This is a genomic window from Kluyvera sichuanensis (genome assembly GCF_014218705.1).
GTDB classification, from domain to species: Bacteria; Pseudomonadota; Gammaproteobacteria; order Enterobacterales; family Enterobacteriaceae; genus Kluyvera; species Kluyvera sichuanensis.
The window spans coordinates 1-12,109 of sequence record NZ_JABBJF010000004.1; the positions used below are offsets into that span (position 1 = coordinate 1).

Consider the following 12,109-nt stretch of genomic DNA (forward strand, 5'->3'; position numbering starts at 1 on the left):
ATAGGTCGGGTCTCAGTCCAGGGCATAGCGAGTCTCCTCTTCTATGCCTGTTATAACTGTTACCCATGTATCCGGTCTAAAGTGTTACCTATGTTTCCGGTTTGTACCTTCGCCTGGCCGGGCTACAATATTTGAGTAGCCCGTCCAGGCGAAGCGCCGCCGGGGAATCTCAATACAGCAAGATCTGCGGATGTTTTACCCCGCAAGCGAGCGCATAGCGCGTCAGCGTATCAAGACTTGCTCGCGTCACGTTGGCTTCCATTCTGGACACCGTCGGGGCACTCACCCCCATTCTCTGCGCAACCTGCGCCCGCGTCAGTCCCGCATGGCTACGCCACTGCGCCAGCATATCTCGCAGACGCTCCTGTCGTTCCTGCGCATCAAACGCCGCCTTCACGTCTGACCGTTCCAGCATTTCGGCTCTCAGGTCATCCCAATCAATTACCTTCTTACTCATCCTGCATCTCCTGTAGCCGTTTTAATGCCAGACGGAGTTCCGCTGGAGGTGTTTTTGGCGTTTTTTTAATAAATACGCGCAGTAAGAAAATCGTCTTCCCCTGCTGAAAGGCATAGATACCGCGACAATGAATCATTCCTACGGTACGTATTTCGAAAAGGCCGTGAGGTAGAGGTTTACTGTCTGGCTCTCGCAAAGCGGTTGGATTGAGCCGAAGTTTCTCTATTTTGCCGATCATTTTTGCTTGCGCAGAAGCAGGCAGTGCCAGCATTTCCTCTCTGACATCTGCATGAACAAGAATTCTGAACACGATTTTCGTCCCTGAATATTAGCATATAAGGCAAATTGCATTAAAGGTTAATTCACCCGTTTTGCATCACCCTACTCCTGCTAGCATCAAAGTTCAGATTCCAGTTTTAAACATGGATAGCGGATCGTAAAACGCATACACCTGGTAGCCCGGCCAAGCGAAGCGCCGCCGGGATCGTCTCCGCACTACAACCTCGCCAACACCCCTTCTCCTACCTCATCTACCGGTAAATACACCAGCAGACGCGAGCCGTTGCGCGGCGCGGAGTACCAGTACATCTGCTGTAGCTGGAATTCGCCGAACTCGGGATGGCGGAACGTTTTGATCTGGTTTTCGACGCCGCGCACTTCGTAGCGCTGGTGCCAGAGGGCTTCAAACTCGGCGGAGGCGGCGAAGAAGCGGGCAAGCTTGTTCTCCCACGCCGGTTCTCCCCGGTGTTCGGCCATCGCAGCGCGAAAATAAGAGACGAAATTGCCCAGTACGTCAGGGTTAGCCAGGCGACTACGCCAGCCGGGATGGGTCAGATACAGGTAGATACAATTTCGGTCATCTTCGGGAATGATGGAAAAATCGACGCCCATCAGCCGACAAAATGCCTCATTCCACGCCACGATATCAAAATTGGGCTTCTGAATACTGGCCGGTTGAGGCAGCAAACTGTCCAGCATACGGCGCGTGCCGGGGCTGATGCCCTCGCACTGAGGAACATTAGCGGACTCCAGCGGCGTCAGCCCCGCCAGCACGAACAGGTGGCGCGTCTCAAGTTCGCTGCACTGGAGCGCCTCGGCGATCGCTTGCATTACCGCCACCGACGGATTAACCTCGCGCCCCTGCTCAAGCCAGGTATACCAGGTCACGCCAACGTCCGCCAGCATCGCCACCTCTTCGCGACGCAGGCCCGGCGTGCGCCGTCGCCCGCTGCGCGGTAACCCCAACCGCTGTGGATCGAGACTTTCCCGTCGCGCCCGAAGAAATGCACCCAGTTGCTTACGGTTATCCATCTGCCGTGTCTGCAATACGTCCATTTCACTGTGGCTGATGAGGCTCATGGTATCTCCAGCATAGTAGTGCCAGTACCAGTATAACCAGGAACTGGTACCCGTTTATTTAATCAGCGATGCTACGTCCAATCGCTGAATGACGCAATGGAGTCACCATGAAAACGTCTGCTGTTTCACCCGGTCGCGCAGGGCTTTTCCTGTTGCTGACCGGCCTGATGTTACCCCAAATCGATACCTCGATTACCAACGTCGCCCTGGATTCCATTACCGAGTCTTTGCATGCCAGCCCCACCCAGCTTGAGCTGATTGTGGCGCTGTACGGCGTAGCGTTCGCCGTCTGTCTGGCGATGGGCAGCAAGCTTGGCGACAACTATGGTCGCCGCCGTCTGTTTATGTGGGGCGTGGCGATTTTTAGCCTCGCGTCGCTGCTGTGCGGCGTCGCTAACTCAATTACCGCCCTGCTCGCCGCCCGTACGCTTCAGGGCGCCGGCGCGGCGCTTATCGTGCCGCAGATCCTCGCCACGCTGCACGTTACGCTAAAAGGAACGGCGCATGCCCGCGCCATTAGTCTGTACGGCGGCATTGGCGGCATTTCGTTTATCGTCGGGCAGATGTTCGGCGGCTGGCTGGTGTCGGCGGATATCGCCGGGATGGGCTGGCGTAACGCCTTCTTTATCAACGTGCCCATTGGCCTGCTGGTGCTGGCGTTCAGCCGCCGTTACGTGCCGGAAACCCGCCGTGATGAACACTCCACCATCGACTGGCAAGGCACCTTTAGCCTTGGGCTTATTCTCTGCTGCCTGCTGTTCCCGATGGCGCTGGGGCCGGAGCTGCACTGGCCGTGGTCGATGCGCCTGATGCTGCTGGCGATTATCCCGCTGCTGTTCTGGATGCGTGCCACCGCGCTGCGCAAAGAACAGCGCGGCGAGCATCCACTGCTGCCGCCACGCCTATTGCAGCTGGCCAGCATTCGCTTCGGTATGGTGATTGCGCTGCTGTTCTTCAGCGCCTGGTCCGGGTTTATGTTCTGTATGGCGCTGACCATGCAGTCCGGCCTCGGCATGGCTCCGTGGCAGTCGGGTAACAGCTTTATCGCCCTTGGCGTGGCCTATTTCCTGTCGGCGATGTACGCACCGAAGCTGATTGCGCGCTACAGCATGGGACGCATTCTGGTGGCCGGTCTGGTGGTGCAAATTAGCGGCCTGCTGCTGCTGATGGAGACCTTCCACCACTACGGTCAGGCGACCACCACGCTGACGCTGGTACCCGCCACGGCGCTGATTGGCTACGGCCAGGCACTGATTGTGAACTGCTTCTATCGGGTGGGAATGCGCGACATTACCGCTAACGATGCGGGCGCGGGCAGCGCGCTGCTGAGTACGCTGCAGCAGGCCACGCTGGGGCTGGGCCCGGCGGTATTTGGCTCGTTGCTGCTGATGCTGATGCGTAACCATCACGGCAGCTATCCGCAGGCGATGATCGGCTTTCTCGGCGTAGAGGCGGTGATGATGCTGCTGCTGGCGGTCATTGCCATTGGCCTGCGCCATCATTTAAACCGTAGCCCGACGATGGCAACTTCCTGATTATTAAGTTCCTGTATACCTGTTTGCATATTATAGCCAGCCTGGTCATTATTAAAGGCTGGCTATATAGGAGACGTTATGCAGGAACTCATTTCCCAGATAGAAGAGATGGGCATTGAAATAAACCATACCAATTCGCTGGTGATCATCTTTGGTATTATTTTTCTCACTGCCATCATTGTTCATCTGATTTTACACCGTCTGGTGCTGCGCACCTTCGAAAAGCGGGCGCAGGCCAGCAGCCATTTATGGCTGCAAATCATCACGCAGAATAAGCTGTTTCACCGACTGGCGTTTACGTTACAGGGGATCATTGTTAACGTGCAGGCCGTGCTGTGGCTGCAAAAAGGCAGTGAAGCGGCGGAAATATTAACCACGGTGGCGCAACTGTGGGTAATGCTATATGCCCTGCTGTCGTTCTTCTCACTGCTGGACGTTATTTTTAATCTGTCGCAAAAGCTCTCCTTCTCCTCTCAGCTTCCGCTTAAAGGCATATTCCAGGGCGTGAAACTGGTGAGTGCGATTCTGATTGGCATCCTGATGATCTCCCTGCTGCTGGGGCAGTCACCGGCGATTCTGATAAGCGGTCTGGGGGCCATGGCGGCGGTGCTGATGCTGGTCTTTAAAGACCCGATCCTCGGTCTGGTGGCCGGTATTCAGCTGTCGGCGAACGATATGCTGAAGCTCGGCGACTGGCTGGAGATGCCGAAATACGGCGCCGATGGTGCGGTCACCGATATTGGCTTAACCACGGTTAAAGTGCGTAACTGGGATAACACCATTACCACGATTCCCACCTGGTCGCTGGTATCCGATTCGTTTAAAAACTGGAGCGGCATGTCGGCTTCCGGCGGGCGTCGAATTAAACGCAGCCTGAACATTGATACCACCAGCGTCCATTTCCTCGATGAGCAAGAGCAGCAGCGCTTAATTCAGGCGCGACTGTTAAAACCGTATATGGACTCTCGTTACCAGGAAATTAGCCTGTGGAATCAGGAGTACGGCAGCGATGATTCGGTGCTTAACCTGCGTAAAATGACCAATATCGGCACCTTCCGCGCCTATCTCAACGAATATCTTCGTAACCATCCGAAAATTCGCAAGGATATGACGCTGATGGTACGCCAACTGGCACCGGATAATAACGGCCTGCCCATTGAGATATATGCGTTTACCAACACCGTTATCTGGGCAGAATATGAAAGTATTCAGGCTGATATCTTCGACCATATTTTCGCTGTGGTCGAAGAGTTTGGCCTGCGGATACATCAGTCGCCAACCGGTAATGATATTCGCGCCCTCGCGGGTGCTATCGGGCAGTAATCACGCCACCTCAGGCGTCTGAATCAGGGCGATAAACTTGTCAGCCAGCGGATTTTTCCGGCTGGCTGACCAGGCCACCGCCGTGGTGATCACCTCAATCGTCTGGTCGAGCGGCACCGTCACCACGTTGGCCGGTGACAGACGCTCCAGCGAATCCGGCACCAGCGCAATCCCCTGCCCACAACCGACAAAAGCAATCTGCGAAGAGACCGAACGGACGTGGTGGATAATGCGCGGCGAGAAACCTTCGCTGCGACAAGCAGCGGTAATGCTGTCGAAATAGACCGGGCTCAGGTGGCGAGAAAACATCACCCACTCTTCCTGCATCAAATCACGCAGCGCGATCCGAGGCTCGGCTGCCAGTCGATGCTGACGAGGCAGCGCCACTACCAGTTCAGCGCTGGACAGCGGCAACAGCGTAATTCCCTCGCCCATCTCCCCGGTGAGCCGCGCAAAGGCCAGATCGATCTCGCCGTTTTGCAGCGCCAGCACCGCTTCGGCGCTGTCGATCTCCTTAATGGAAATCACGATATCGGGGTAGCACGCTTTCATCTTATCAATCAGCGGCGGCAGCACGTCGAGCATGGCGGTGCTGATGGCGCCAATGGTCAGCATGCCGGTATGCCCAGCCACCGCTTCGTTCACCGCCAGTTCCAGCCGCTCAACCTGCTCGGCAAAACGTTTGACCGCCGGAAGAATGGCCAGCCCGACGGGCGTGAGCTGCACGTTACGCTTTGAACGGTCAAACAGCTGCACTTTCAGCGACTGCTCCAGCACCTGAATCTGCTGGGTTAAGGGCGGTTGCGTCATACCAAGCCGCTTCGCCGCGCGGCCAAAATGTTTCTCCTCCGCCACGGCGAGAAACAGCCACATATGGCGAATAATGCGAAAATTGATCATCTCTGCATGGCTCCTTTCAATGCCCACGCCAAACGATATTAAAAACATATCAGAGCATTACTTTAATACGATTTTACATATCAGAGAATCACGGCGACGATAGCCATCCCACGAATGAATAAGAAGAGTGACCATGCCCCACGAATTTCACCGCGCGCGCCTTTCGCTAACGGTACAAGCAACACCAATGCAGGTGGCCGCCATTCATCGCACCGGTAACCGTGAACCGATTGTGTTTCTCCACGGTTTCGGTTCAACCAAAGAAGACTATGCCGATATCGTGCGTCATGCCGCCTTCGACGGGCGACCGTTTCTCGCCTACGACGCCCCCGGTTGCGGGGAGACGCAATGCCCAAACCTGCAAAAAATTTCGATTCCGTTTTTAGTCGAGACGGCGCTCGCACTGATTGACCAACTTGGCTTCCAGCGCTTTCACCTCGTCGGCCATTCCATGGGCGGCCTGACCGCGCTGATGCTGGCGCACGCCCACCCTGAGCGGGTACTGAGCTTTGTCGATATCGAGGGTAATGTCGCCCCGGAAGACTGCTTCCTGAGCCGCCAGGCCATTGATTATCCGGACGGCGATGATGACCAGTTCTTCGAGGATTTTATCGTCCGTACTCATCAGTCCCCAGCGTGGGCCAGCGCGCTGTATGCCGCCAGCCTCAAACATAAAGTGCAAGCGGCAGCGGTCAGGCCCATTTTTACCTCGATGGTGGATTATTCCGACCACGGCGACCTGATGGCGAAATTTCTAAATCTGCCGTTCCCGAAAATGTTTATGTACGGTGAGCAGAACAACACGCTGAGCTATCTGGCGGATATTGAACGTCGCGGCGTGACGCTTGCTGAAATTCCCCACTGCGGGCACTTCCCGATGTACTCCAACCCGGTAGTGATGTGGCAACGCATCAGCGAGCACCAGGAACAGGCACGGTGAAACTGCATCTCACTTCCCGGGTTGCCGGGTTTTCACTGGCGATACTCGCGGCGTTCGGTTTTTCGTTTAAGGCGATATTCGTCAAGCTGGCTTATGAGGTCGCACCGGTCGACCCGGTCACGCTGCTGATGCTGCGTATGTCGATGTCCCTGCCGCTGATTGCGCTCACCGCGCTGCCGGTGCTGCGTAAAATACCGACGCTTCATCGCCAGGATTACGCTCTGCTGGCGGTGCTCGGGGTGGCGGGTTATTACGCTTCGGCGATGCTCGATTTTATGGGCCTGCAGTACATTACCGCCGGGCTGGAGCGGCTGATTCTCTTTACCTACCCGATGCTGACTATCTTGATTGGCGTCTTTTTTCTCGGCAAAACCTTTGAGAAGAAACTGCTGCTGGCGATGCTGCTCTCTTACGGCGGCATTCTGATTGCCTTTGTGCACGACCTTGGGCTCACCGCCGATAGCCATTCGGTACTGATCGGCGGGTCGCTGGTGTTTGGCTGCGCTATCACCTACGCCATTTATAACGCCGGGGCGGAGGTGGCTATCGGGCGCATGGGGGCAATCCCGTTTTCAATGCTGGCGCTGCTGGTGTCAATTGCGGCAACCCAGGTGCACTTTTTTGCCACCCGCCCCGTCGCTGCGCTCAATCTGCCGTGGCAGGTGTATGCCTATAGCGCAGGGATGGCGGTGTTTTCCACGGTGATGCCGATATTCTGGCTGTCGTCGGCTATTCACCGCATCGGTGCGGCGAAGGCGGTGCTGATTGGGTTAATCGGGCCGATTCTGACCATTCTGTTTAGCTGGTGGCTGCTGGACGAGCCGCTGTCGGTGGAGCAGTTGCTGGGGACGGGGCTGGTGGTGTGCGGGCTGCTGGTGGTTATCAGGCGGTAGGATAAACATTGCCGGATGGCGGCGAAACGCCATCCGGCAACGCTAATATCAGGCGCTGGCGCGGGGAATAAAACGCCACTCCAGCATCACCCGCTCTGGGGCAACGTCCGGGTTGTCAATTTTGTTGAGCAGCAGCGTGACCGCTTTGGCGCCAATCTCTCTTGATGGCTGCTGCACGGTGGTAAGCTGCGGCGAGACCATCTCCGCCAGCTCCGTGCCGTCGAAACCAACTACGGCGATATCTTCCGGTACGCGCAGCCCGGCCTGCTCGATGGCGCGAATAGCTCCCGCCGCCAGTGAGTCCGAGATAGCAAATACCGCATCCGGGCGCGGGTTCATCGCCAGCAGATTTTTCATCGCCGCCTTGCCCGCTGCCGCGCTGAGATCGTCGGCATACTCCACCGCCGCGAAATCGAGCCCCTGCTGCTGCCGCACGTCCTGATAGCCCTGCTCGCGCAGGCGGGCATATTTATAGCTTAAATCATGGTTAATCAGGGCAATACGTTGATGCCCCTGCGCCGCCAGATAGCCTACCGCGTGCTGGGCCGCATCAACGTCGTTAATACCCACGCAGGAAACGTCTCCCGCATCGGCATATTCGGCACACTGCACCCACGGCGCGTCGCCAATCACCGTGGTCAATTCCGGCAAGCGAGCAAACGCATCCATGGTGATAATGCCGTCCACCATCTTGCCGGTCAGCAGACGCAGGCCAGACTTCGAACGTTCGATATCAGAGCCGGAGTTGCAGAGTAAAATACGATAGCCGTTTTTCTCCGCTTCCTCTTCAATGCCCTTCACCACTTCCGCGCAGAACGGGTTGGCGATGTTTGACACCATCACCAGGATCATTGAGCTACGCGCCGTGCGCAGCTGGCGCGCCAGCAGGTTCGGTTGATAGTTACTCTCTTTGATTGCCTGAAGCACCCGCTCGCGGTTCTTCGCTTTCACCGTTTCACTGTTGTTCAATACCCGCGATACGGTGGCTACCGACACGCCCGCCAGCTGGGCGATTTTCTGAATTGACATGCTATGCCGTTCCCTGCAATTAACGCTTTGCGTGCAGGCTACCATAAAAACGGGCCCAGCGTACCGGGCGCCCGGTTATTGTTCGACGCTGACCCAGCGCCGCTGCTGATGGCTTTTCACAATTGCGTCAATAAGATACATCACGTTCGCCCCCTCGCTAAATGAGGCAAAGCGGCGCTCATGCTCCTGCGGCATCCTCCCTGCACGCACCGCTTGGTAGAAATTGAGCATCATGTTTTTAAACGCGTCCGGCCAGCCTTCGTTGTGCCCACCGGGGAAGTGGGCCTGCCCGGCGACGTCGCGGTTCAACAGGCTGGGGTCGTCGCTCAGCAACTGGTTCGGCTGGCTACGATGGCCAATCCACAGTTGCTGCGGCGTTTCCTGATCCCAGGCCAGTGAGCAGGCGCTGGCGTTGATATCAAAGTGGAGGCGGTTTTTACGCCCGGCGCTCACCTGCGAGACGCTAAAACAGCCTTTGCTGCCGTCGTCAAAGCGGAACAGCACCGAACCGGCATCTTCAGTGGTTACCGGCACGTCCTGGTATCCGGTAGCATTTTGCTGTTCGCTGAAGGTTGCCTGCGCCCCAATGCTGGCTTTGCGCGTCGGCCAGACGATAGCGAGGTCGGCCATCACTTCAACGATGCGTCGCCCGGTGACATACTGCACCGTATCGCACCAGTGCGAGCCAATATCGGCCACCGCTCGGGAAACCCCGCCCTGTTGCGCATCCACGCGCCAGTTGAAGTCGTTTTCCAGCAGCATCCAGTCCTGATGGTAGCCACCGTAGGCGGAGAAAAGTCGACCAGCGCTGCCGTCACGCATCATGCTCGCCGCCTGCTGCACCATGGCAAACTGCCGATAGACGAAGCTCACGCCATGCACCACGCCCGCCTCTTGCGCCATCTTAACCAGCTCGCGCGCCTCATCGGAGGTCATACATAGCGGTTTTTCAGAGAAGACATGTTTCCCCGCCCGCAGGATCTGCCGGTTCACCTCGGCATGTAAAAAGTTCGGGGTGCAGTTATGCACCACCTGTAGCCCAGGGTGCGCCAAAAGCGCATCAACGTCGCCATAAGCGTGCGGAATATTAAGCTGCCGCGCCTTCTCCTGTGCCTGCTCCAGCGAAGCGTCGCACAGCGCTACTACCTCAACAAACCCCAGGCGGCGCAGCGCTTCAATATGCGCCGGGCCAATAAAACCTGAGCCAACAATGCCTACCTGAATCATCCGCGTACCTCGCTGCCCGCGGCAAAGTCATCAAAGGCCCGTGCGGATACGGGAATGATATGCCGTTTGATAAATTCGCTGCCTTCGCGCGCCCCGGTCTGCGCGTCCTTCAGGCAACACTCCCACTCCATCACCGCCCAGCCGTCAAAATCGTACTGGCTGAGTTTGCTGAAAATCTTTTTAAAATCGATATCGCCATCGCCGAGCGAGCGAAAACGGCCGGCGCGATCCAGCCAGTTCTGATAACCGCCGTAGACGCCGCTGCGCCCGTTGCGCTCGAACTCCGCGTCCTTGACGTGGAACGCTCGAATGCGCGAATGGTAGATATCGAGATACGCCAGGTAGTCGATATTCTGTAGGTGCAGATGGCTCGGGTCGTAGAGCATGTGGCAGCGCGGGTGGTTATCTACCTTCGCCAGGAAACGCTCGAAGGTCACGCCGTCGTGCAGGTCTTCACCGGGGTGAATTTCGTAGCACAAATCGACGCCGTGCTCGTCAAAACAGTCCAGAATAGGCCGCCAGCGGTTAGCCAGTTCGTTAAAGGCTTCGTCCAGCAGCAGCGCGTTATGCGGCGGCCACGGGTAGAAGTAAGGCCACGCCAGCGCCCCGGAGAAAGTGGCATGCGCCTTCAGCCCTAATCGTGCCGACGCGCGCGCCGCATTTTTCACGCTCTCAACCGCCCACTGCTGACGTGCCGCCGGGTTGCCGCGTAACGCTGCGGGGGCAAAGGCATCAAACGCGCTGTCGTAGGCCGAATTCACAGCTACCAGCTGGCCTTCAAGGTGCGTAGAAAGTTCGCTAATAACCAGCCCGTGCTCGGCAAGCCTTCCGGTAATCTCATCACAGTAGGTCTGGCTGGTCGCCGCCTGCTGCAGATCGAAAATCCCCGGGTGGTTGCACGGCAGCTGTAGCGCCTTAAACCCCAGCCCTGCGGCCCACTCTGCTAGCCCATCGAGCGTATTAAACGGCGGCTCTGCGCCAATAAACTGCGCCAGAAAAATGCCCGGTCCCTTGATGGTTTTCATACCCCCTCCTTTCAAAAAATTACGCCTGCGCTTTCTCGTCATATTTGAACGAGACAAGGAAAATCAGTGCAATAACCACTGCGGCCACCGCCGGGATCCACCAGAAGTTCACCCAGGCTGCCGGAATGGTTTGCCCAGCAACCAGATGGTTGTAGAGCGAGCCGGAAATCTGCGAGCCCAGCAGCATGCCGATGCCGTAAGTGAACATCACCACCATGCTCTGCGCCTGCCCTTTCACCTTTTCGCCCGCCACGCGGTCGGTGTAAATAAAGCCCACCACGAAGAAGAAGTCATAGCAGACACCATGCAGCAGAATGCCGAGATACAGCAGGAAGCGCGTCTCTTCGTTGATGCCCAGCGCAAAGAACATATAGCGCACAAACCACGCCAGCATGCCGATGAGCAGCATGTACTTCACACCCAGGCGGCGGAACAGCAGCGGAATAATCAGCATGAAGAAGATTTCCGACATCTGGCCGAAGGACATCGCGGTACTGACATCCGCTACGCCCGCGTCCGCCAGGAACGAGGCGGTGTAGGCGTAGTAGGTGCCAAGCGGTACGGAAATCAGCGTGGCGCAGACGGCGAACACCAGGAAGTGACGGGTTTTCAGTAACGCAAAGGCGTCGGCACAGAACAGATCGCGCAGCTTAAGCGGCTGCCCTTTCGCCGGTGCCGGCGTGTGCGGCAGCGTCAGGCTATAGACCGCCAGCACCACCGAGCACAGCGCCGCCAGCGTGAAGATACCGGTAGTGTCGGAGATGCCGGTCACGCCGATAAAGATCCCGGCAACAATCCAGCCGATAGTGCCGAACACGCGCACCACCGGGAAGGTTTTGTCGATATTGCTCAGGCTGTGGAACGCAATGTTGTTGGTCAGCGCCAGCGTTGGCATGTAGCACAGCGTGTAACCGAACAGCAGCGCAATCAGCAACGCGCCGTTTTCCGCCACCAGCGCCTGCGGCACAAACCACAGAATCGCCGCGCCGAGCAGGTGCATCACCGCCATCACCTTTTGCGACGGGAAGAAGCGGTCAACCAGCATGCCGAGGACGAACGGCGACAGGATCGAGGCAATCGGCCCCGCCGAGAAGGCATCGCCAATCAGCAGCGACATGTTGTACTGGGTCATCACCAGGCCAAGCGTCACCGACCAGCTTCCCCAGATAAAAAACTGCATAAACATCATTAACGACAGGCGCGGGACTAACAGCCGGTGCTGTACGCCGCTTTGTTCACGACTTTCCGTTGTAGACACCATGTTTTCACCCTCAAAAGTAATCGATTACAAACTCACTCAGAAGAAAAGTAATCGATTACAAAAAGAAGTTCCCGTCTGCCGTTGTCAATTTGGGAGAAGCGTCACGATTAAAAAACAGGCGGCTGTCGGAAGGGAATCGCTGGGGATAGGAGCACGACGG

Annotated in this window: 12 protein-coding genes; 4 read left to right on the forward strand and 8 right to left on the reverse strand. The window is 57.1% G+C overall.

The window, feature by feature from the left end:
• Window positions 1–169: 169 nt before the first annotated feature.
• From HII27_RS06005 to HII27_RS06015, 3 genes are all read right to left on the reverse strand, one after another.
• Window positions 170–415 carry a helix-turn-helix domain-containing protein gene (locus HII27_RS06005; protein WP_396401351.1) on the reverse strand — a complete coding sequence of 82 codons (246 nt, stop codon included), beginning with the start codon at window positions 413–415 and terminating at the stop codon, window positions 170–172.
• Window positions 416–449: 34 nt separating this feature from the next.
• Entirely contained in the window at window positions 450–767 is a 318-nt protein-coding gene (locus HII27_RS06010) for a type II toxin-antitoxin system RelE/ParE family toxin (protein WP_185667053.1), read from the reverse strand.
• Between the two features lie 185 nt (window positions 768–952).
• Window positions 953–1,792 (reverse strand): helix-turn-helix transcriptional regulator, encoded by an 840-nt coding sequence (locus HII27_RS06015; RefSeq protein WP_185667309.1) that lies wholly within the window; start codon window positions 1,790–1,792, stop codon window positions 953–955.
• Window positions 1,793–1,923: 131 nt separating this feature from the next.
• Between HII27_RS06015 and HII27_RS06020 the strand changes: the two genes are divergently transcribed.
• Window positions 1,924–3,351 carry an MFS transporter gene (locus HII27_RS06020; protein WP_185667054.1) on the forward strand — a complete coding sequence of 476 codons (1,428 nt, stop codon included), beginning with the start codon at window positions 1,924–1,926 and terminating at the stop codon, window positions 3,349–3,351.
• A gap of 78 nt (window positions 3,352–3,429) precedes the next feature.
• On the forward strand, window positions 3,430–4,674 hold the full coding sequence (locus HII27_RS06025) for a mechanosensitive ion channel family protein (protein ID WP_185667055.1): 1,245 nt from the start codon (window positions 3,430–3,432) through the stop codon (window positions 4,672–4,674).
• Here the strand turns inward: HII27_RS06025 and HII27_RS06030 are convergent, their stop codons facing one another.
• The gene (locus HII27_RS06030) at window positions 4,675–5,574 is read right to left on the reverse strand and encodes a LysR family transcriptional regulator (RefSeq protein WP_185667056.1); all 900 of its coding nucleotides are present in this window, start codon (window positions 5,572–5,574) and stop codon (window positions 4,675–4,677) included.
• 133 nt (window positions 5,575–5,707) lie between these two features.
• Between HII27_RS06030 and HII27_RS06035 the strand changes: the two genes are divergently transcribed.
• Window positions 5,708–6,514: an alpha/beta fold hydrolase gene (locus tag HII27_RS06035; protein WP_185667057.1), complete on the forward strand. Its 807-nt coding sequence runs from the start codon at window positions 5,708–5,710 to the stop codon at window positions 6,512–6,514.
• A complete protein-coding gene (locus HII27_RS06040; protein WP_317983836.1) occupies window positions 6,511–7,407 on the forward strand; it encodes a DMT family transporter in 897 nt (298 codons plus the stop codon). Before HII27_RS06035 ends, HII27_RS06040 begins: the two co-directional genes overlap by 4 nt.
• A gap of 48 nt (window positions 7,408–7,455) precedes the next feature.
• Here the strand turns inward: HII27_RS06040 and HII27_RS06045 are convergent, their stop codons facing one another.
• The 4 genes from HII27_RS06045 to HII27_RS06060 form a co-directional block, all read right to left on the reverse strand.
• Complete coding sequence (locus tag HII27_RS06045; RefSeq protein WP_185667058.1) at window positions 7,456–8,436, reverse strand: LacI family DNA-binding transcriptional regulator; 981 nt, start codon at window positions 8,434–8,436, stop codon at window positions 7,456–7,458.
• 75 nt (window positions 8,437–8,511) lie between these two features.
• On the reverse strand, window positions 8,512–9,663 hold the full coding sequence (locus HII27_RS06050; RefSeq protein ID WP_185667059.1) for a Gfo/Idh/MocA family protein: 1,152 nt from the start codon (window positions 9,661–9,663) through the stop codon (window positions 8,512–8,514).
• Entirely contained in the window at window positions 9,660–10,688 is a 1,029-nt protein-coding gene (locus tag HII27_RS06055; protein WP_185667060.1) for a sugar phosphate isomerase/epimerase family protein, read from the reverse strand. The genes HII27_RS06050 and HII27_RS06055 overlap by 4 nt, the downstream gene beginning before the upstream one ends.
• 19 nt (window positions 10,689–10,707) lie before the next feature.
• Window positions 10,708–11,949, reverse strand: coding sequence for an MFS transporter (locus HII27_RS06060; RefSeq protein WP_185667061.1), 1,242 nt, complete (start codon window positions 11,947–11,949; stop codon window positions 10,708–10,710).
• Between the last annotated feature and the right edge of the window lie 160 nt (window positions 11,950–12,109).

Coding starts and splice junctions, on each gene's coding strand:
- HII27_RS06005 (WP_396401351.1), bottom strand. CDS start 415: ATGCTGGAACGGTCAGACGTGAAGGCGGCGTTTGATGCGCAGGAACGA.
- HII27_RS06015 (WP_185667309.1), bottom strand. CDS start 1,792: ATGGACGTATTGCAGACACGGCAGATGGATAACCGTAAGCAACTGGGT.
- HII27_RS06020 (WP_185667054.1), top strand. CDS start 1,924: ATGAAAACGTCTGCTGTTTCACCCGGTCGCGCAGGGCTTTTCCTGTTG.
- HII27_RS06025 (WP_185667055.1), top strand. CDS start 3,430: ATGCAGGAACTCATTTCCCAGATAGAAGAGATGGGCATTGAAATAAAC.
- HII27_RS06030 (WP_185667056.1), bottom strand. CDS start 5,574: ATGATCAATTTTCGCATTATTCGCCATATGTGGCTGTTTCTCGCCGTG.
- HII27_RS06035 (WP_185667057.1), top strand. CDS start 5,708: ATGCCCCACGAATTTCACCGCGCGCGCCTTTCGCTAACGGTACAAGCA.
- HII27_RS06045 (WP_185667058.1), bottom strand. CDS start 8,436: ATGTCAATTCAGAAAATCGCCCAGCTGGCGGGCGTGTCGGTAGCCACC.
- HII27_RS06050 (WP_185667059.1), bottom strand. CDS start 9,663: ATGATTCAGGTAGGCATTGTTGGCTCAGGTTTTATTGGCCCGGCGCAT.
- HII27_RS06055 (WP_185667060.1), bottom strand. CDS start 10,688: ATGAAAACCATCAAGGGACCGGGCATTTTTCTGGCGCAGTTTATTGGC.
- HII27_RS06060 (WP_185667061.1), bottom strand. CDS start 11,949: ATGGTGTCTACAACGGAAAGTCGTGAACAAAGCGGCGTACAGCACCGG.